The organism is Simkania sp., assembly GCF_965215465.1.
In the GTDB taxonomy this organism is placed as follows: domain Bacteria; phylum Chlamydiota; class Chlamydiia; order Chlamydiales; family Simkaniaceae; genus Simkania.
Genome location: NZ_OZ244056.1, coordinates 35,882 through 56,218, shown reverse-complemented (window position 1 = coordinate 56,218; position 20,337 = coordinate 35,882). Strand labels below are relative to the sequence as shown.

The window sequence follows — 20,337 nt, the reverse complement described above, 5'->3', positions numbered from 1 at the left end:
AGGAGACACAATTCCTCCCTCCGATTTTTTTGCAGTATTTTGAGCCAACGAGATGATTCTCTCAAAATACTGTTTTTCATAGGGGCGGTTGCAACTCATAGTCCCTATATTCATTTCATTGTGATTTTTTCGATTAGTAAGAGAGGCTTATGCTTAAGTAGGGGCCTGAAAAGCCAACAGAGTCTTCTTCACGAAGCTGGGCGGCAAGGACGGGTTGAGACTTTTCCATTCTATAGTTGATTTCCCGGTTGAGATCGTAAATATCCCAGAATGTCAGGATCCGGTAGCCCACTGTCAAGCCAAGGATCACAGTTTTACTGCAGCAATATTGGTATTGGAGTTTGGTGTCGAGGTTGAGGTTGGGAAGGAGCGCAAACTCGGGAGAGTCTTCCCAATTGCGGATGAAATTAGTGGAGTAAGTGATGGTTCCCACTTGGGTGCCTTGGCCGCGGAATTTGCCCCGTCCCCATTTTTTGGAGAACTGCATGGAAAACTCAAAGCCAACATCAAAGTTGAATTTGTGGTTCCAAGTCATTGGGAGGAAATTGTACTCAAAGCCAAAGGCAATTTTGGGACCGAGGCCCCAGATGCGGATTTTACGGTGGCCACTCAAGTCGAGAGTTGTGGAAATGGGAGTGACAGAGGGAACAGCAATGTTGGAGTTGAGAATTTGATCATCGTTATGAAAGGTGAAGTGGTAGTGGATGTCATTGAAGCAAAGGCCGGCTGAGATGTAAAAGACGGCGGTTTTTGTGACGTTGTAAATGTGGCGTAGGAGAAGATCAGCGGTGTGGAGGTGGACGTGCTGGCTGCTACGGTCGTTTTGGATATTTTGTTGGACCATTCCGTCAGGTGAATTGGTGGTGGTATTTCGTTTAAGGTGTCCGTCGGCATCGTTGTGAACATAACGGTAAGTTCCGACGAGAAGGTGGTTCGAAGAAGGGACATGATAACGGAGCTCGGTTTGAAAACCGGCGTTGTATTCGGGGTCGACGGCCTTGGTTTTGAGGTCGAGGATGTCGGTAAACTGGGGGAAGAGAGCGGAGTTAAGGAGGAGGAGTTCATTTGAGAAAGGCGAGCTAATCGTTGAGGTGAGGTAAAGTAAGGAAGCTTCTGCTTCGATCATTTCTTGCCGATCTTCAAAGCACCAAAACTTGCGCTGTTTTGCTTCTTCGAAAAGTTGCATAGCGTTTTCGGCAAAGAGTGGAGAGATAGAGAGGAAGAGAAGAAGTAGAAATTTTTTCATGTCACCTCGTGGGATTAAAACCCAAATGACGGCCTATACACACTCATCTGAGTATCCCTAGATCGTCACATGAGTTTAAATGGAGCGTAACGGAGTCGAACCGTTGACCTCAACAATGCCATTGTTGCGCTCTACCAACTGAGCTAACGCCCCAAATGAGGACAGTAATGGTACTAGCTTTTCCCTATATTTTTCAATTGTTTCTAAGTGAAATGTCAGTGTATGCTAGGGCTTTTAAAAATGCGGAGTGATGGATGAGTATCTTAGAGCACGTCGAAGCCCTCCCACCAGATCCGATATTTGGGTTGGGGGCAATCATCAAACAAGACCCTAGAGAATGTAAAGTCGATTTGACTGTTGGGATCTATCACAACGAAAATTTGCAAACCGTCACGATGGAGGCGGTGAAGGAAGCGGAGAAGCGACTGCTTGAGGTCGAGAAAAATAAAGCTTATCTTCCAATGGGGGGCAAGGAGGATTTTGTTCAGTCAAGTCGAGCGCTCGTGTTTGGAGATGAGTTTGCAAAAAGTGAATGCAAGCGGTTTATGGGAGTGCAAAGTTTAGGCGGAACGAACGCCTTGAGAATCGGTGGTGAGATCTTGAGCGCAGAAGTGACCAAGCAGATTTACATGTCCGATCCCACTTGGCCTAATCATCCAGGAATCTTTAAAGCGTGTGGGATGGAAATCAAGACTTATCCCTATTACAACCATGAAACCCATTCAATTGATTTTGATCGGATGCTTGATACTCTTGCAAAAGCTCCTGAACGAAGCACTGTTTTACTTCATGCGTGCTGTCACAATCCGACGGGATGTGATTTAGAAAAAGAGCAATGGAAAGAGCTTTGCACGTTCATGCTGAAACGTAAACTCATTCCGTTTTTTGATTTTGCTTACCAGGGATTTGCTCAAGGGGTCGAAGAAGATGCGTGGCCGATCCGTCACTTTGCTGAAATGGGCCATGAACTGTTTGTGGCGCATTCGTTTTCAAAGTTTTTTGGGCTTTATGGTGAGCGGACTGGAGCATTGCACGCGTTAGTGAAAGATGAAGGAACTGCCAAGCGCAGTGCGACGGTTTTAAAGCAAGTGATTCGCGAGTGTTTCTCAAACCCTCCACGTCATGGAGCAAGTTTGGTTGCGATTATCATGCGCGATGAAAAGCTTAAACAGATGTGGCTTGATGAACTCACGGACATGCGTCATCGGATCAATGAAATGCGTGGGGAATTCGTTGATGCACTGGAACACAAGGTGGGTACGAACAAATTTGGTTTTTTAAAAAACCGTCACGGCTTATTCTCGATGCTAGGTTTAAAAAACGAAATTGTTGACCAGCTTGTTGAGAAATATGGTTTGTATTTAACGCAAAGTGGTCGGATTAACTTGTCGGGATTGAATCGAAAAAACGTTGCCTACGTTGTCGATGCAATCGTAGACATTGTCAATCTCACATGAAACGAAAAAGCTACCGCCCTTACGTTCTTCTCGCTCTTTTTTTATTCGGGTGTTTGAATCTTCCCTCGTTTGTGATTGCTCCATTTCAATCGGGAGCTGTGCGCCTCAGCCATCCTCTTTGGAAAAAGATGTCTATACTTGGCCAATCGTTTGTTATCACTCCCAGTATGAGTAAAGAATCTCGCGATGAAGAAGTGCTGAAACTCGAAGCTGAAAATGCCAAACTCATGCGTCAAAATGAGCAGCTGAAAAAACGACTCCTTTCAGATGATCGAATTGAATCTCACTTTAAAAGCCTTAAACATCAATTGACAGACCCGTTTTTTGTGAGACGTCAAACCCATTTAAAAACGCGGCTTGAACTCGAAGCGAAATCACTTTTTGCACAGGTGGTTTATCGTCAGCCTTCTGCTTGGAGCAGCTCAGTATGGATCGATGTGGGCAGGCGGGACAATGAGGCGGTCGGGTTTACAATTGTGAGTGAGAACAGCCCCGTTTTATCAGGAGAGCACCTCATCGGCATTATCGAAGCTGTGGGGGAAAAACAAAGTCGCGTCCGGCTTGTCACCGACTCTTCTCTAGTGGTGTCTGTGCGAGTGGTACGAGGAACTGCCCAAAAACGTGAGATGTTGCAGCTTGTAGATCAACTTGCTTTAGAACTCGCCTTGCAAGGAAATGAGTTGCTTCCGACGCAACAAGAAAAAATCCTCGCTGAAAAATTAGGTGAGCTTAAGGAAGGGCTTCAAAAAGATGCAAAAACGAAATATCTAGCGAAAGGAGAACTTTTTGGAACGAGCTCGCCGCTCTGGCGCTCACGCTCACCCGTCTTAAAAGGTGTTGGATTTAACTATGACTTTGAAGACTCGGAAGGGCCAGCGCGTGAACTGCGCACTGGGAAACCGTATAGCCATTTAATTCAAGATGGGGGCATTGCACTCATTCAAGAAGGCGATCTACTTGTGACAACGGGGATGGATGGGATATTCCCTGCAGATCTTCCAGTAGCATTTGTTTCCAAAGTGGAGCCATTAAAGGAAGGCGAAGCCACCTATTCGATTGAAGCAAAACTTTGCGCGAGTGAAATCGAAAGCATCTCTTCTGTCGTAGTTCTCCCTTCATTGGAAGTCATGCGGGAGGAACTCAAATGATCGTTTTTGAAGGTGTTTCGAAACGGGTCTTGAAAAAGAAATATGCTGTTGAAAATTTGTCATTTCGTGTCAATGAGGGAGAAACTCTCGTCTTGCTTGGCACGAGTGGATGTGGCAAGTCAACGACTCTTAAAATGATCAATCGCCTTGTTGACCCCGACGAAGGGTCAATTTTTGTGCAGGGAGAAAATATCCTTGAGCAAGACTTGATTGAGCTGCGGCGAAAAATTGGTTATGCCGTTCAAGAAATTAGCCTTTTTCCTCACTTGACAGTTGAAGAGAACATTGCGATTGTTCCCAAACTTCTCAAGTGGCCTGAAAGTCAAATTGACGAGAGAGTGGACCATCTTCTCACTATTTTTGGAATGGATCCTAAAGTTGTTCGGAAGCGATATCCAAGAGAATTGAGTGGCGGGCAACAGCAACGTGTAGGAGTCGCACGAGCATTAGCCGCAGACCCTCCTATTTTACTTATGGATGAACCCTTCGGCGCTCTAGATCCCATCACACGTGAACAGGCGCAAAATGAATTTCGAGATCTTGAAACGAAAATCAAAAAAACAGTGATCTTTGTCACACACGATTTGTTTGAAGCGGTTGCCATTGGAGATCGCATTGCGCTAATGGACAAAGGAAAACTCGTGCAAATCGCAACACCACGTGAGTTCATTGAAAATCCCCCATCAGCTTTTGCCGATCAGTTTGTAGGGAAACATCGGTTTCAATTGTCGCTTTTGACTAAGCCCATTGTTGACTATGTGGAAAAAGAAACTCACCATGAAGTGGTGCCTAATGTCAAGCGGCTTGACACGCACAGCTCCTTTTTCGAAGCTCTCAATCTCTTTCGAGAAACGCGTCAAAAAAGTCTGCCCGTATTTACTGGCTCTCGTTACCAAGGGGAACTGAAAAAAGAAAAACTACTCGATGAAGTTCTCGAACTTTTGATGGAAACCCCTAAAGCGCGGAGCGGAAAGTGAATTTGTTATTTATCAAAATTTGGGAACATCTAGAGCTCACTTTTATCTCTTTATTTTTTGCGATGCTCATTGCGATTCCCTTAGGGATTTATCTGACGCGATTGAAGAGTGAGCGTGTAGCAAGTGGGATCATGCGCCTGACCGCCATGATTCAAACCATTCCGGGACTCGCGCTCATAGCGCTCATCGTTGTCACACTTGCAGTCATGCGGGCCATTTTGCCTTTGCCGACAACCGGTTTTTTGCCTTCTGCAATCGTGCTTGTGCTTTATGCGCTGATGCCCATTCTCATTAACACATATACAGGGATTAAACAGGTCAGTCCGTCGCTAAAAATGGTGGCGCGTAGCATGGGAATGACGTACCGCCAAATCTTTTTCTACGTGGAACTCCCCTTGTCTTTGCCCGTTTTACTCACTGGGGTGCGCATCGCCTTTGTGACAACAGTTGGGATGGTGACTCTTACGAGTTTAGTTGGTTCTGGAGGATTAGGTGATTTGATTGTCCAAGGTTTGCGAACGATTCAAGTGGATTTGGTTTTAGCAGGAACGATTCCAGCCGCTTTGCTGGCCATTATTTTTGATATGGGGCTGCTAAAGCTCGGGCGCTATCTTGCAGCGCACACCTAATCGATTCAAATGAAAGTTCTTCACCAAATGCGTAGTGGTAGAGCGCTTTTCTTTTTTCAGAAAGGGTTTCTTGCTGTTTAAGGTGCTTGTCGATGAACTGAAAGGCTTGCATATATTGATCAGTAGGGATGACAGTGCCGCACGAATGAAGCTGAGAGTCATTTTCGCGCAAGTGCAACCTTTTTTCAGAATCAAAAAAGAACATCGGCCGATCATAGCGGAGAAAGTCATAGCCTATCGATGAAAAGTCGCCAATGTAGAGGTCCGTTCGCTCTAAGATTGGAAGGACAAGAGGGTATTGACAAAGGATCACAATGTTCGGTCGATCTTTGTATTTTTCTTGAATGAGTTTCACATGCCCTGGCTGATTCTGCTCAAGCCAAGGATGCATTTTAACGATCAAATTGATTGAATCGGGAAGCTCGTCGAGCAGAGGAATCGAAGCATCAAAAAGAGAAGAAGAATATTCACAATCTTGCCATGTAGGAGCGTATAAATACGTTGTCTGAGCTTTGGCAAATTTTGCAAAGACCTCTTTTTCGACAAGGTCATCATAAAAAGATTTAAACTTATGATAAAAAGAAACGCGGACGTTTCCTGTTCGCAAGTAAGACTTCATATAGGGCATATGCCCCCCATTAATGAGGCGCTCTTCCATCTGATCACCATAGATAAATGCGTGCTCTTGCATCTCAAAGTGATTTAATCTTTTATCAGAGTTTCCATGAGGGCAGTACCAAAATTCCATCTTCTTTCCATAGAATGCTTCAATTAATGGAGAAAGATCTATACGGTATGGAGCAACTGAAAAGAAAACCCGCCTATAATTAAGAGCTATATGATCTAAGATTTGCTGATGAAAGTGGATGTAAATTGGCTTGACTTGCGGATAGTATTTTTTAGTTGTTTGATATAATAATTCTGCGTCACACACCATAGGCGCGTCTATGATGTATCCAATCACCGCTAAGTGATCCAGATGATGCAATGAAAAATCTGCAGAACCAAGACACACATTTTCTGAGGGGATTGAATTCGTCTTCAAGGAACCGTTAGGTTTTTTTTTCCAAAAACGTAGATATACACTTCTTGTTGAATTTTTTGAAACCGACTGAGGTTTTCTTCAGAACCAACTTATACCATTTCGGAAAAATAACTTAGTGAATATAGCTGGACTTTTTTCGGTTAAAATTGAGTTTTCGATTTCGCTAACCAACAAGTGGTTAGCATCAATCTCCAAACTGAATTTTCCCTCGAAAACCTCTGCGCTAATTCTGTAATTTATTTTTCCGAAATGGTATTACTTGTAGCTTAAATGACCCAATTTTAAATCAGTTTAGCTATAACCCGGAGTTACAGAAGCAGGGGCGCTATCTTGTAGCGCACATTTAATTGATTCAAATGAAAGTTCTTCACCAAATGCGTAGTGGTAGAGCTTTTTTCTTTTTTCAGAAAGGGTTTCTTGCTGTTTAAGATGCTTGTCGATGAACTGAAAGGCTTGCATATATTGATCAGTAGGGATGACAGTGCCGCAAGAATGAAGTTGAGTGTCGTTTTCATGAGAACGCTTCCTCTTCTCAGAATCAAAAAAGAACATCGGACGGTCATAGCGAAGAAAATCGTAACCAATTGATGAAAAGTCGCCAATATAGAGGTCTGTTCGCTCTAAGATCGGAAGCACAAGAGGATATTGGCAAAGAATCACCATGTTCGGCCGATCTTTGTATTTTTCTTGAATGAGTTTCACATGTCCTGGCTGATGGTGCTCAAGCCAAGGATGCATTTTCACAATCAAGTTAATTGAATCGGGAAGCTCGTCAAGCAATGGAATCGAAGCATCAAAAAAAGAAGAAGAGTGGTCAAGGTCTTGCCATGTGGGAGCGTATAAATACGTTGTTTGAGGTTTGACAAACTTAGCAAACACCTCTTTTTCGACTAGGTCGTCGTAAAAGGATTTATACTTGTGATAAAAAGAAAAACGCACATTTCCTGTTCGGATGTATGACTTCAGAAAAGGCATATACCCTTCATTAATGAGGCGTTCTTCCATCTGATCACTATAGATGAGAGCGTATTCTTGTAATTCAAAATGTTTTAATCTTTTATCAGAGTTTCCATGAGGGCAGTACCAAAACTCCATCTTCTTTCCATAGAAGGCTTCAAGTAATGGGGAAAGATCTTTGCGGTATGGGGCGACGGAAAAAAAGAGCCGGTTGTGATGCAAGGCCAAGTATTCCAAAATCTGTTGATGAAAGTGGATGTGAATTGGCTTGACTTGCGGATAGTATTTTTTTGTTGTTTCATACAGCAATTCAGTATCACACACCATGGGTGCATCCATGATGTATCCAATCACAGCTAAATGATCCAGATGATTCAGTGAAAAATCTGCAGAAACAAGACAGACATTTTCAGAAGAGGTGAAATTCGTCTTCGAGGAATCGTTCATAGGTTGACACAATCTTTTGTTTGAGTTCGTCTTTTGTCCGTTTTTCTCCAAAGACGTAGGCATACACTTCTTCTTGAATTTTTTGAAACCGACTTTGGTCTTCTTCCATCAAAGAAAAGACTTTTGCGTACTCTTCAGGTTTAAGTGAAACACCACAACGGAAAAGATAAAGTCCTTTATCTATTGCGACATCCCGTTTGTTTTGGTTTAAGAAAAACATGGGTTTCTTAAACGTGAGAAAATCATACCCAATTGATGACATATCGCCTAGGTAAATATCGATGCCATTCAAGAGAGGATAAATGGGGGGGAAAGATTCGAGGACTAAAACATTTTTTTTCTTTTCGGCTAAGTGGTGAATTTTTTCAACTTCATGAGGCTGCTGCAATGCATTCGGATGTAGTTTCAAAATGAGATTCCAACGGTCTGGAAGTTTTTCGAGCAAAAGAGGCCAAGCCTCTTTCAAAGACGATGAGTTTTCTGCATCTTGCCACGTGGGAGCATAAAGAATGGTTTTTTCCCCTTGCGGAAGTTTCGAAAAGACTTCCTTTTGCGCAAGTGGGTCGTAAAAAACTTTGTGCTCAGAGTAAAATTCCCAGCGGTAGTTTCCAAGTAAGATTGCTGCGTAGAGTTGGTCGTAAACTTTTTTTTGGATAAAGAAATCAATCATCTTTTGTCCGTAGACAAGAGCGATTTTCTCTTTAATCAGCCCTTCCATGAAGTAAGATGCGTGCCCTTTATCTGAGTTGCCATGGGGAACCCAAATACTTAGAAGTTTTTTCTTTTGCATGTTTTCTGCAACAAAGAAAATTTGATCGAATAAATCTTTGGGCAAAGAAGAAAAAATCACATCATATGTTCGGGTGACTTGCTCAGCTAAACTCAGACTTTCCATGCAAAATGTGACAAGCTGGGGATAGTAGCGATTCGCTTGCTCTTCGATTTCTGGTTCGGTCACGATGAGGGGGATATCGAGCAGGATGCAGAGGACTGCCAAGTGGTCTAAATGGTGGGCATGTGGACCGTAGATAAGTCCTGAGCAGGAGTACTTTGTCATACTTGTGATGTAACGATTTTTTTTAAAAAAATAAAGATTTAAATCTAAAAGGCTTCTTCTTATAATTGATCCAAATTATTACAGGGAAGTTTTTTATGGTTTCAGCAGACAAAGCCTTCACATTCGGTTCAAGTGCGGTTCTTTCGGCCTTTCTTTACATCTCTCTAAAAGATATGGCACCAATGGTGACAACGCGTGCTTTGCAGTGGACTGCGGGTGGCGTCGCTGCCTCGACTTTATTTCAAGCCTATTATCCAAACTATCATACGCAAATGCGTGAAACATTCGGCGATAACTTCACAAAGGCCGTGACATGGCTTTACCCTGGTGTCATTTTGCTTGCCGGCTACGTTGGAGGTTTGCCCCGTGACATCAATCTTTTTGCCGGTTCAATGTTTTTTGGTTCCCAGCATTTTATTTCGAGCATCACTTCCAGAATGGTAAATGACCAACTCTCCTCAGCCTCCGAACTTCTTTGTAGAGATGTAGAAAAAGCGGTTAAAGATGGACTATTAAAGGATGCTGCTAAAAAGCTTGATGAAGTCGAAGACCTTTTGAAACAAAGGACAGCTTCCGGAAACGAATCCCATCGAGATTATACTTCTGACCGTTGTAAAAGCGATTTGTCACAGGCGTTTTTAGAACTTTCAACTCCTAAAATCGCAGACGCAGAAAAATGGGCCCTTGCGATTCACTCCAATAGAACAAAGCTCAAAGCATTGAAGCGAATCATCGATCATTTACTCAAGACCAATGGAGATGAGACAAAAGTTCTCGAGCTACTTGGGACATGCAAAACTCTTATTGATTCTGATTCGACAAGTCTCTTGGTTTTGATGTTTGAAATTGCAGTTCAATATGAAAAATCAAGTCTTTTGAATAAAGTGAAAAAACTGATTCCGAAAGTGGGCGGACATGAGCAAGACATTACAAGATTACTTACATTGCTCAATAAAGCAATTGAGAAAGATGACTTCGAAATTGCGAAGCTTGCTCTGAAAAAAGCAAGTGAGCTTATCGAACACGCAGAAGTGAGTGATATGGATTTTTGGGTTTGGTATAACTTCCGCCCATCCGAAGGGGTATTCAACAGTCAAATCCCAGTCCATGGGCAATCTCCTGAAAGCGACATCCTGTACAATTTGGTTGTAAATGCAGCAAGGCTCGAAGAGTGGTCTGAAGCAAAGCAGTTTTTGAAGCATAAGAAACTCACCTATCAAAGACGAGTTGCAGCCCAACTTGATTTGGCTCATCGCTTAGGTCAAGATGACCAGATAGAAGAAATGCGAATGCAATTAAAGGAAGCTTCCGACTTCATAACGACCTTTACCTATCCAAAAGATATGGAAGATCGAGTAGTCAATGCAATTGCTTTTCGCCAAAAATGGTTTGCTGCGCTTCTCAGTGTTCAACTCAAGTTTGATTTAGATGGAGCATTTGACACCATTGAAAAACTCCCACAACACCACGAAGAAAGTTACTTAGTCCTTGCTAGAAAGGCCTTTGATGGTAACAAAGAGTTAGCGAAAAGAGCTCTAGCAAAAGTGACGCCTCTATTTAAAGAATTATCTCCTCTAGAGCAGCAGGAGTACGCAAAGATTCAAGCGACTCTCGCCCCAGAAACCCTCTTTGTTGTCTGTGGAGATGCTGCAAAGCTTTCAGAAGTTGTTAAAGAGAAATCGGCTTGTACAAGAGTGCTTCTCACCCTTGCAGAAGCGAGACTGAAGCGTCAAGAGTATGATCAAGCAGATGCACTCTTTGAACTGATCACGCAAGATGAGCCGTGGGTCAGGCTTAAAGTTGAGCAGCTTAAATCATGGCCACGCATCCCTGCCCGTCGATTTGGGTTTATTTAATTTGATGCTAATAAGTTGGAAGCCTTTAAAGGCTTCCAAAATAAAGTCTCATTTCTTTTATCATTTTTTCTAAAAATTAGTGTTGGAGGGAAACAATGCTATCAACAGATAAAACGATTACAATCGGAATGGGTGTTGTCACAGCAGCAACGCTCTATTATTTGGGTGGGAGGAACCTTCCGGCAAGAGCTCTTTATTCGTCTTTAGGAGGAATGACCGCCACAACACTCTTTCAAACGTATTACCCGATATATTTGGAATCTCTTAAGAGCGTGTGTGGTGAAAAACTTACCAAAGCACTGATTTACCTTTCACCCGTAATGGTTTTTGTTGGAGGTTATGTTGGAGGGCTTCCCTTTCGAGTGAATTTACTCGCCACTGCGGTTTTCATGGTTACACAGTTTATTGCGGCGCAAATGGCGCATCCTTGTATCAGCAATCAGTACAAAGAAGAAGTGAAAACTCTCTGTACTCAAGTTGAACGTCGGCTAGCAGATGCAAAACTTTCAGATGCCGAGAAGTTCATTGAACAAGCGGACAACATTGAATCGAGACGATCTGACCTAAAGAACTATGCATATGTTGATTTTACAACTGCGGTAACAATTATAGATAAGGTGAAAGTAAAACTCATCGAGTCTTATTTAACACAAAAGCCTCCAAACATCGAAAAAGCAGAAAATTGTGCTGACAGCATCAAAGATGAAAGTCTACGAATAGAAACCCAAGTGGCAATAGTTGCGAAGAAGATCCAACTCGATCCTAAGGCCCAAGCCTGGCAAGTCATCTTAGAGAAAATGAGAAATGTCACACCCTCAAAAGAAGGCATGCAAAAACTCATAAAATTGAAAGATGAAGGACATGCGGATAAAGATTTTGTTTTACTGCTTTTGAATTATGGGTTGAAATACGTAAACAGATTTGGTGACACAGAGATTCCTGAATGCAAAGCTCCAACAGACTCCCACGATCCTGAAGATGGTGTGGATGGTTTGATCGACCTCATGGATCAAAGCTTATACCTCTATTTGCTGCGCACTGCGATGGCTAATAAGCAAGATGACATTGCCAAAAATTTAGTCGAGTGCTCTGGAATTAATATCTTAGAAGATCCGTCTTCAACTGATTATGTGAGGCTGGAAGCATACATCCTTTTAGTCGGGCACTTTGTTCATGAAAACAATTTAGATGATGCGAGAACTTACTTAGAAAAAGCTTTAGATGGGGTTACAGGCCTGTCTGATGAGTCTCAGAAGCGTGAATTTTTACTCAGGTTGTTAAGGTAATGCGAGGCTCAAATCTCGAGGTCGATTACTTACTAGAGTGTGCTAAAACATTCTCCTATTTTAAAACTCATATGCTTTTCTTGGTTGTAGATTTATTACTTGAAGCAGGAAAAATAGAAAATGTCGAGCAAATCTTAGCAGATTTAGAAAACGAGCTCGAAAGTCTTAGTGTTAAGGATCGCCTTAAATATATGAAATTCCAAGCGCATATCAATCCAGAAACTTTGTTCACGTCATTTGAAAGATATCAATCGACACTTTGGGAAAAAGAAGATGATGATCACTACTGTCAGGTTTTAATGGTTCTTGCTCAGGCTCGATTGGATCGAGATGAAATTGAACAAGCTAAAGAGCTTGCGACTGAAATAGAGAGACTCCAAAAACGATCCGCACATTTGGAGCCCCCGAAAGATAATTTTGATAAGCTAACTTATTGCCTGTTTGAGTAGTCGATTGTGATGAGCAAGGACTTTTGGCTCTTGCTATCGTAAATCATGTGTGAGCGGAGCGCTGGATTCATTGGATCAAGCGTTCCTTCTTTTTGGATCATTTGCTGCAGACTGTTGTTGCGCTCTTCTTGGCCACTGATCTTTTCGACAAGTATTTGGTATTTTTCTAACAGAATTAGCGTTTCTGCGTCGGCCTCATCGGTGGGATCTAGAAGATCTGCCAGGGTAGAATGCAGAGGAGCTAGGTGAAGAAGCTCCTCTGTGAGAATGTTTCTTTTCTTCTCGAGTGTGTTAAGCTGCTTTACAAGTGGCTTGAGGTCATAGTCTAGTTGCTGACGCATCTCAAGTTCCCCGATTAACATGAGATACTCTTGCTGGCTCATTTGACTCAAGATTTCATGGCTCAAGTTAATCTCTTGTTTGAGAAGCTCTTGCATTTCTGCATGCTTTCTTGAATCTTGTCGTTTTTTCGAACTAGACATACAATTCTCCCTGGCACCCTTCGTTCTCTCCCCCGGCCGTCGCACTTCATTAAATGCAACTTCCGTGCCAAAGGAGGTAAAGGGTTAATAGTGAGGCAACTTAATGAATCAGCAGCCTTTTGATTGTGACAGTTTGAAGAAATGGTTTTTCCTAAACCGCCGTCAGCTTCCTTGGAGGGAAAATTCTTCCCCCTACGCCGTGTGGATTTCAGAGGTGATGCTGCAGCAAACGCAAGTGGCTGTGGTGATTCCTTACTTTGAAAGATGGATGCGTCTTTTTCCTACAGTCGAAGCTTTAGCTCGAGCTTCAAGGGAAGATGTGATCAAAGCATGGGAGGGATTAGGCTATTATTCTCGGGCGCGGAACTTACATGATGGAGCCCGCTATCTTCTTGAAAACCATGGCGGGGAGCTTCCCGAAGCAGCCGAACTCCTGTCCAAGGTTAAGGGAATTGGGCCGTATACAGTTGGGGCAATTCGAAGCTTTGCCTTTAAGCAAAAGGCAGCTGCGGTCGATGGAAATGTGCTTCGCGTCATGGCGCGTGTTTTTGGAATTGAAGAACCGATTGATCAGGGAAAGACCCGAAAGCAGATTGAAGAACGGGTTGAAACATTATTGCCTGAGGTGGAGCCGTGGATTGTGATGGAAGCGCTTATTGAACTTGGCGCTCTTGTCTGCCAAAAAAAAGCGAACTGTCAAAGCTGCCCCTTAAAAGCGAGTTGTTTAGCTTATAGCCAAGACAAAGTGGCAGAGCTGCCGAAAAAGGGGAAAAAAATTCCTACCACCTTGTTGCACCGACTTGTCTCAATCATTCAAAGTGAGCAAGGGGTCTTATTGAAGCAAGGTGAAAGGGGGAAAGTGATGGCTGATCTATGGGAGTTCCCCTATTTTGAACACTTTGAGCCGGTGACAGAGATTGAAACATGGCATGAGACAGTCGCGAGCCATTTTTCTCTTTCCCTCTCCTACAAAACAGCTTTGCCCGAAGTTTCTCATGGCTTTACACGGTACAAGGCCTTTCTCTATCCTCATGTGTGGCAGACAGAAGCGGCAGTCGTTAGTGGCTATGAATGGGTGGAGCTCAAAGACCTCAACAAGATTCCCTTTTCCTCAGGTCACCGCCGTCTGTTGACTTTCCTGACCTAATCTTTTATTGCTCTATTAAATATTAAGGGTGATTCGATGGCATTTTTTGATTTACATCTTCGGAATATGAATTGTTCATCTTGCGTTGCTAAGATTGAGGGACGGGTGGCGAAAATTGATGGGACAATCAATTGCTCGGTTAACTTTGCCACGGGGCAAGCTCGCGTCGAATATGAAGAGGGAAAAGACGTCAAACAAACAGTTGCCGATGCCATTACAGAATTGGGGTATCCTGCAACAGTCATCGAAGAAGGACAAGTTTATGATGAAGAAAAAGATCACTCCTTTTTTTGGCTCAAAGTCCGCACCATCTTTGCCATTGTTTTAACCCTCCCCCTCACCGTTCCGATGTTTGGAGAGTTTTTTGGAATCGATGTTCCCTTCCCCCATTGGATTCAACTCATCTTGGCGACAATCGTTCAGTTTGGTGCCGGATATTCATTTTATATTGGATCGTGGAAGTCGATCAAAAATAAATCGGCCAACATGGATGTTCTTGTCGCATTGGGAACAACTGCCGCCTTTTTGTTTAGCGCAGCTGTTGTGCTTTTTCATGTGCGCGGTTACCTCTACTTCGAAACAAGTGCGGTCTTGATTTCTCTCATTTTACTTGGGCGCGTGATCGAACATCACTCCAAGCACAATGCCCAAGGTGGAATGAAAGCCTTACTCAAAATGCAAGCCAAATCAGCGCGCGTTAAAAAGGGAAATGATGCCTTAGAAGTGCCGATTGATGAGGTGCAAAAAGGCGATGTTGTCGTTGTCAAGCCAGGTGAACGGATTCCTGTGGATGGTGATGTTGTGGGGGGAGAGTCGCATGTCGATGAGTCGATGCTCACAGGTGAAAGCCTTCCCGTCCGCAAAGAGAAAGGGGAAAAAGCTTATGCAGGAACCGTTAATGGCGAAGGAATGATCGAGGTCCAGTCTTCCCGTTTAGGAAAAGAAACTAGTTTGGGCAATATCATTCGTCTTGTCGAAGAAGCCGGGCGTTCGAAAGCCCCCATCCAAAAATTGGCCGATCGGATTTCGGGTGTGTTTGTGCCCATTGTTTTAGGCATTGCGATTCTCACCTTTCTCTTGTGGGGATTCATTGCAGGTGATTGGGAAGAAGGAATTATCAGTGGGATTGCTGTTCTCGTAATTGCCTGTCCCTGCGCCCTTGGTTTAGCGACGCCAACCGTGATCATGGTGGCTTGTGGCCGCGGTGCACGTGAAGGTGTCCTTATCAAAGATGCCGTTGGTTTGGAAAAAGCAGCTAAAGTTGATGCTATCATTGTAGATAAGACAGGAACGGTCACCGAGGGAAAACTTTCTGTTGATGAAATCGCCTCTGAGGACGACAGCCTGCTGCAAAAAGCGGTGAGTTTAACAACACTTTCTGATCACCCCATTTCAAAAGCCATTACAAATCATGCCAAAAATCAAGACTTGCAAATTCAACTGTGTGAAGCTTTCCATTCTCATACTGGGCAGGGAATCAGCGGCAATTTCCAAGGAAAGGCCTACTTACTTGGCTCGGCCCGTTTCATGAAGCAGCAAAACATTGATCTCGGCTCTTTCAAGGATGAACTGGAGACAGATGTACGGGTGATTGCAGCTCTAGCTGAGGAGGGAAAGTGCATCGGATTCATTGCACTTGCCGATAAATTGAAAGAAGGCAGCCAAGAAGCCATTGCAAAACTTCATCAACTGAAAAAGAAGGTCTACCTCCTGAGTGGAGACCGCAAAGCAGTGGTCGAATCAGTTGGCAAACAGCTCAATGTTGATGGATCATTTGCAGAAGTTTTGCCTGAAGACAAGGCCTCTTACGTCAAGAAACTTCAAGATGAGAAAAAGATTACGGGGATGGTCGGTGATGGAGTGAATGATGCACCCGCGCTTGCTGCAGCCGATGTCGGATTTGCCATTGCTGATGGGACAGATGTTGCGATGGAAAGTGCGTCAGTTGGGCTCATGCACAGTAGCCTGGCGAACCTACTGACAGCACTGTCACTTTCGAAGGTGACCTTTGTGAAGATCCGCCAAAACCTCTTCTTTGCCTTTGTCTATAACTGTGTGGGAATTCCCCTCGCAGCCTTCGGATTGCTCAATCCAATGATTGCCGGCGCTGCCATGGCGATGAGCTCGATCTCGGTCGTTCTCAATTCAATTACTCTTCAGAGAAAAAAGCTGTCATAGCTTCATTCTGGGAGTAAAGAGCCTATCCACACGACCTGAAGTGAAACTTGGGCATGTCATTGGCTAAAACTAGTTGTCATGCGCAGAAGGGTAATAGACTAAATAAAGGAGCTCGCATTCCAGTATAAACAGCGTAGTTCCTCTGTAGAGGCATTAACTCTCTCATTCTCTTGATCCCTATGTGGCGCTCTTTGGGGCGGGGGATCACTTTCAGATTTTTGTTGCTGCGATGAGATGGGGCGCTTGTTTGAAGCTGTACCTTTATTGCTTGGAATTCCGTATATACTGTCGTTTATTGCGTGTTCAAATTGATAAAAGTTATCATCTGGCCTTTCAGATAACTTGTCGAGTTGTCCAACAAATGGGACTAGATAATTTATATTTGTTACAGATATGAAAAAAGTGGGTTTTTCATCTCTAAAAAAGTATATGTGAAAACTTTGCCCGGAAAAAACAAATACGGCAAATGTGTGAGTTGATTCGGCGACTACTTTGAAGTAGGATCTTTCTAACTTGAGAGGTTTTTGCTGTAATGCTACTACTCCAGGGCCTTGCTGCATGGCTTCAATTTCCTTAGACCCAAATTTAGGAAGGTTAAAAGAATAGCCATCACAAATTTGATTCCATTCGGACTGACTAAGAATGACTTGGTTCTTAAAAAGATTTCTTATTTGATCAAGTTCTTCATGATAGGCTTCTTTCAAAGCAGAATCTCTCGTAGTAAGGGAGTAAGAAAAATTACTACAAATTCGATCCCATTCGGGGTTATGAGAATTGATTGCTGACATGGTTTCCTCCATTTTTCGTGGGATAAATGATACCAGACGATGTAGAAAAAAGCGATCAAGCATTTAAAGCATTGAAAAATAACAACTTAATGTAATTAGTGCTGAAAAAAAGGGATTTTCGCTAGAATAAGGGTTTTTTTGAAGCACCTAGGTGAAACATGGAAACACTTGAGCCCTCTATCCCGCTACGCATGCGCATTGCCCCATATAAGAATAGTGTTTTTGTTGGGGCCATAGTTTTACTTCTCGTGATGGTTTTTGTGATCAAGCTTGGAAATAAGAAGCACAAAAATGAAGCTGACTTTGTCTCTGCCACAAATGCCTTTGTGAAATGGGAGCAGGTTCTCGATTCTAACAATGATGAGCTAAAGAATCTTGCCTCCTTGATGAAAAAACACCCCGAACTCAATGCTGAATATGAAGCTAAACTCGCTCAAGATTTCATTGCTGTGCAGGAAAGTAAAAAGGCCCGTGAGTTTGGGAGCAAGGTGATTGAGCGCACCAATCAGCCTTACTACAGCGACTATGCGCAAGCTTCCCTTCTCCTCAGCGAAGGAAAATTTCTAGAGGCTCTTGAGCAAGCACTTTACCTGAAGAGGCAAATGCTTGAAGACGAGGCGTTTTGGGAGAAAAGCCAAGGCGTGAAGAGTTATGGCTCGGGACTCTTTGCCTTTAACTTGATGCGGATTGCAACACTTTATCAAGAATTGGGCATGAAAGACCGTGAGCTTGAAGCTTGGCGTGATCTCAAAGCGTTTGCAGGTTGGAACGCTACGCAAAAAGATACACGTATCAAGCAGGAGGGATTTCAGTCACTCCTGAATCACTTTACGGTCCAGGACATGACGCTCCTGGATTATATTTCTGCAAGAGAGGCGGAACTCACTCGTTAGAGTTAGAGTCGACTCTAAAAAAGTCCCTTCGGCAAAAAAATGCTCTTTTTTGAAAAATAGAAATAACGCTTCTTACCAAGCCCTCTGAAGGGGCTTAGTGCGTCGCGTTGTCTCGTTTTTCGGGCAAAATAGCTATTTTTTTGCTTTAGAAGGTTCGATTTCCAATCGACAAAATTGCAAGGAAATGAATACGTAAATTTCAAATTCTTGCAGATTTAAGGTATTAATCTTCCTCGAGAGAGCAATTTTTTCTCCTAGGAAATCTTACTTTTTCAGGGGCGACTATTGGTGCCCGCCGCCTTCTCCTTCATCATGTTTTTTTGGCACAGCAGCTGATGCACGATTCATTCCAGCTCCTCCCATCAATCCCATAACGAAAAAGACGAGTGGTGGAAGGAAAAATGCAATCACAGCACCGACAATTGCCAAAATGAGGCGAGTGACTTTTTCTTGCTTATAGACGAATTGGAAAGCTGCTTTAGCTGCTTTTTCTACCTTTCCTGGTAGCCAAACACCTAAAATTCCTCCAATACCTGCAAGGAAAATACTCCATGTTGCGCCGAAGAAGAGAAAAGTTAAAAGAGTCGCAAGGAGAAAATAAAGGATGAAAAAGATCTCAAAACGATACTTTTTCCCAAAATTTTCCAGTTCTTGGACACTCATGCCTTCTTTAAGTTTTTTGTCCATTATTCTGACCTTCTCAATTTTACTAGTTGCGTCACATGTTGACACAGACATACGCGAGAGATGAGCATCCACCTCCCCCTATATCCCTAGGTTAAAACTTATAATAATTTTTTTGCAATCGGATCGATAATCGTTTTCTTTGAAGTTTTTCGGTAAAATCAATAAAATAAACGCGATAATCAAGCGATTTTTTTTTGAGACAACATTTGATTGCGAAAGAACTGACATTTGTACACATCCATAAGATTCTTAAACTGTTAACCAGTGGAGTGCTTCTTCTTTTTCTAGGAGCGATCGTCTGGCTCGGACTTTTGCTTTTCCAATCAAATGAAGAAAATGGCTCTTTTTCTGAAAAAATTCCCAAAACCAAAGCGGCAGTTAAAACCTCAGTCACTTATGAAAAAATTGGCGAGGGAGCTCTTAAAATTTCTTCCGAACTCAAGAGTTTTCCTCTTCCCGACTTAAAGCGGGAAATGCGCTTTTTGGGAAAAAATACGAGACCCGATGCTACAATTTACGATCTGCTTATCCATATAGGCCTCAAAGGAAGTGGACAATCCCTCAAAGTGGTGTCTGGGCAGAAGCTCTATTTGACTTATGTTGAAGGAGAAAAGCCCTATCTGCAGTTTTCAAGTGAGCCTACCCCTTTATGGATCATGCCCCATCTTTCTGAATCAGGCGAAACGCTTGTCGAACTTGGAGTTCGGCTGTTGACAGAGGGGAACGAAAAGCTCGTCGAAGAAAAGAAAACGTTTGAGATTGAAGATCTTCTACAAAAAGAAGACCCCTCGAAAAAAGACTCTCTGTTCCAGGAGGCTGTGGGTTTATTGCAAAAGAGTCATTGGTGGGAACCCGATCGCCTGTTCGAACTTTACGGAGGCGCTGAGTATCAAGCCTTAAAGAACCATGAGAGGATGGAGTTTTCTTATGAAGGGAAGCCAAGTGTTGTCCATATCAGGCAAGGGGATACTCTTGTTTGGAAGGAAGGTAAATGGAGACGAGAAATTGTGGGGAAAGAAACCCGAAAAGCTCCGATTGCTCGGGCAAAAATGGTCACTCCACACAAGATCGAATGGGAACTTTGGAGCAGCGATGGGCTGGAAAAGGCAAGCGTGGCTCATGAAAAAGAGCGAGCTCAGACCCTCAACTTTCGCATCGAAGAGGTTTTTTCACGTGTACGTCAACGGACAGCCTCTCGCATTTCTTGTCGGATTGGAAATAAAGCAACGATTTTGAAGGCAGGCGACTGGATTTTGCATACCCCTTCTGGGTGGCGGGTTCTCAAGAGCTTGCGCGAAGTCGAAGAGGTGCTAGCTTTTCAAACCAAAGGCGAACTCTTTGTGTTTGATGGGATTGAGAAAAAAGAAGGAAAGCCTGTTTTCTCTGGAACGCTGTTTGATCCGATGCGCACTCAGGTGCAAAATGTAAAAATTCCAATTGCCATGCAAAGCAAGCAAGAACATTCCCCTCACAAAAAAAAGGTGATTTCGACTAAAATCCGTTCATCTTCTTCAGAGGAAGTCTCCCAAGGAGAGGCTTCGCTTACCAAAGAGATGAGAAGACGGCCCCGAAAAAAACCGGTAAGGTCACCAGAAGGATTCTGATAAG

The 20,337-nt window shown here is 43.2% G+C and carries 18 protein-coding genes and 1 tRNA gene; 11 read left to right on the top strand and 8 right to left on the bottom strand.

From position 1 onward, the window contains the following. Positions 1–133 precede the first annotated feature (133 nt). Together ACOOFG_RS00260 and ACOOFG_RS00255 are read right to left on the bottom strand one after the other, a co-directional pair. A complete protein-coding gene (locus ACOOFG_RS00260) occupies positions 134–1,246 on the bottom strand; it encodes an Lpg1974 family pore-forming outer membrane protein (RefSeq protein ID WP_420421639.1) in 1,113 nt (370 codons plus the stop codon). 80 nt (positions 1,247–1,326) lie between these two features. Beyond that, a tRNA-Ala gene (locus tag ACOOFG_RS00255) sits at positions 1,327–1,399 on the bottom strand. Positions 1,400–1,500: 101 nt separating this feature from the next. Between ACOOFG_RS00255 and ACOOFG_RS00250 the strand changes: the two genes are divergently transcribed. Genes ACOOFG_RS00250 through ACOOFG_RS00235 form a run of 4 tightly spaced genes read left to right on the top strand, consistent with a single transcriptional unit; the run spans position 1,501 to position 5,457 of the window. After that, positions 1,501–2,703, top strand: a complete 1,203-nt coding sequence (locus tag ACOOFG_RS00250; RefSeq protein ID WP_420421638.1) for an aromatic amino acid transaminase — start codon at positions 1,501–1,503, stop codon at positions 2,701–2,703. Next, positions 2,700–3,851, top strand: a complete 1,152-nt coding sequence (locus tag ACOOFG_RS00245) for a rod shape-determining protein MreC (RefSeq protein WP_420421637.1) — start codon at positions 2,700–2,702, stop codon at positions 3,849–3,851. The genes ACOOFG_RS00250 and ACOOFG_RS00245 overlap by 4 nt, the downstream gene beginning before the upstream one ends. Beyond that, the gene (locus tag ACOOFG_RS00240) at positions 3,848–4,828 is read left to right on the top strand and encodes an ABC transporter ATP-binding protein (RefSeq protein WP_420421636.1); all 981 of its coding nucleotides are present in this window, start codon (positions 3,848–3,850) and stop codon (positions 4,826–4,828) included. Before ACOOFG_RS00245 ends, ACOOFG_RS00240 begins: the two co-directional genes overlap by 4 nt. After that, on the top strand, positions 4,825–5,457 hold the full coding sequence (locus tag ACOOFG_RS00235; protein WP_420421635.1) for an ABC transporter permease: 633 nt from the start codon (positions 4,825–4,827) through the stop codon (positions 5,455–5,457). The genes ACOOFG_RS00240 and ACOOFG_RS00235 overlap by 4 nt, the downstream gene beginning before the upstream one ends. Here ACOOFG_RS00235 and ACOOFG_RS00230 read toward each other — a convergent pair. The 3 genes from ACOOFG_RS00230 to ACOOFG_RS00220 form a co-directional block, all read right to left on the bottom strand. Then, entirely contained in the window at positions 5,402–6,502 is a 1,101-nt protein-coding gene (locus ACOOFG_RS00230) for a CDP-glycerol glycerophosphotransferase family protein (RefSeq protein ID WP_420421634.1), read from the bottom strand. The two genes, ACOOFG_RS00235 and ACOOFG_RS00230, sit on opposite strands and share 56 nt — an antisense overlap. Before the next feature lie 291 nt (positions 6,503–6,793). Continuing rightward, positions 6,794–7,906 (bottom strand): CDP-glycerol glycerophosphotransferase family protein, encoded by a 1,113-nt coding sequence (locus ACOOFG_RS00225; RefSeq protein ID WP_420421633.1) that lies wholly within the window; start codon positions 7,904–7,906, stop codon positions 6,794–6,796. Beyond that, complete coding sequence (locus ACOOFG_RS00220) at positions 7,869–8,963, bottom strand: CDP-glycerol glycerophosphotransferase family protein (protein WP_420421632.1); 1,095 nt, start codon at positions 8,961–8,963, stop codon at positions 7,869–7,871. The genes ACOOFG_RS00225 and ACOOFG_RS00220 overlap by 38 nt, the downstream gene beginning before the upstream one ends. Positions 8,964–9,058: 95 nt before the next feature. Between ACOOFG_RS00220 and ACOOFG_RS00215 the strand changes: the two genes are divergently transcribed. From ACOOFG_RS00215 to ACOOFG_RS00205, 3 genes are all read left to right on the top strand, one after another. After that, on the top strand, positions 9,059–10,819 hold the full coding sequence (locus ACOOFG_RS00215; RefSeq protein WP_420421631.1) for a hypothetical protein: 1,761 nt from the start codon (positions 9,059–9,061) through the stop codon (positions 10,817–10,819). Positions 10,820–10,914: 95 nt separating this feature from the next. Then, entirely contained in the window at positions 10,915–12,105 is a 1,191-nt protein-coding gene (locus ACOOFG_RS00210; RefSeq protein WP_420421630.1) for a hypothetical protein, read from the top strand. Further along, positions 12,105–12,554: a hypothetical protein gene (locus ACOOFG_RS00205; protein WP_420421629.1), complete on the top strand. Its 450-nt coding sequence runs from the start codon at positions 12,105–12,107 to the stop codon at positions 12,552–12,554. The genes ACOOFG_RS00210 and ACOOFG_RS00205 overlap by 1 nt, the downstream gene beginning before the upstream one ends. Here the strand turns inward: ACOOFG_RS00205 and ACOOFG_RS00200 are convergent. After that, entirely contained in the window at positions 12,536–13,036 is a 501-nt protein-coding gene (locus ACOOFG_RS00200) for a hypothetical protein (protein WP_420421628.1), read from the bottom strand. The genes ACOOFG_RS00205 and ACOOFG_RS00200 overlap by 19 nt on opposite strands. Positions 13,037–13,139: 103 nt before the next feature. Between ACOOFG_RS00200 and mutY the strand changes: the two genes are divergently transcribed. After that, positions 13,140–14,183, top strand: a complete 1,044-nt coding sequence (gene mutY / locus ACOOFG_RS00195) for an A/G-specific adenine glycosylase (RefSeq protein ID WP_420421627.1) — start codon at positions 13,140–13,142, stop codon at positions 14,181–14,183. Positions 14,184–14,219: 36 nt separating this feature from the next. Beyond that, the gene (locus ACOOFG_RS00190) at positions 14,220–16,361 is read left to right on the top strand and encodes a heavy metal translocating P-type ATPase (protein WP_420421626.1); all 2,142 of its coding nucleotides are present in this window, start codon (positions 14,220–14,222) and stop codon (positions 16,359–16,361) included. 98 nt (positions 16,362–16,459) lie between these two features. On the opposite strand, the gene ACOOFG_RS00185 is transcribed toward ACOOFG_RS00190, so the two are convergent. Further along, entirely contained in the window at positions 16,460–17,149 is a 690-nt protein-coding gene (locus tag ACOOFG_RS00185) for a hypothetical protein (RefSeq protein ID WP_420421625.1), read from the bottom strand. Between the two features lie 158 nt (positions 17,150–17,307). Here ACOOFG_RS00185 and ACOOFG_RS00180 point away from each other — a divergent pair, with 158 nt between their 5' ends. Next, the gene (locus ACOOFG_RS00180) at positions 17,308–18,042 is read left to right on the top strand and encodes a hypothetical protein (RefSeq protein ID WP_420421624.1); all 735 of its coding nucleotides are present in this window, start codon (positions 17,308–17,310) and stop codon (positions 18,040–18,042) included. 282 nt (positions 18,043–18,324) lie between these two features. Here ACOOFG_RS00180 and ACOOFG_RS00175 read toward each other — a convergent pair whose 3' ends face one another. Next, positions 18,325–18,729, bottom strand: a complete 405-nt coding sequence (locus ACOOFG_RS00175) for a hypothetical protein (protein WP_420421623.1) — start codon at positions 18,727–18,729, stop codon at positions 18,325–18,327. Between the two features lie 206 nt (positions 18,730–18,935). On the opposite strand from ACOOFG_RS00175, the gene ACOOFG_RS00170 reads away from it, so the two are divergent. After that, the gene (locus tag ACOOFG_RS00170; protein WP_420421622.1) at positions 18,936–20,333 is read left to right on the top strand and encodes a hypothetical protein; all 1,398 of its coding nucleotides are present in this window, start codon (positions 18,936–18,938) and stop codon (positions 20,331–20,333) included. Positions 20,334–20,337: the final 4 nt, after the last annotated feature.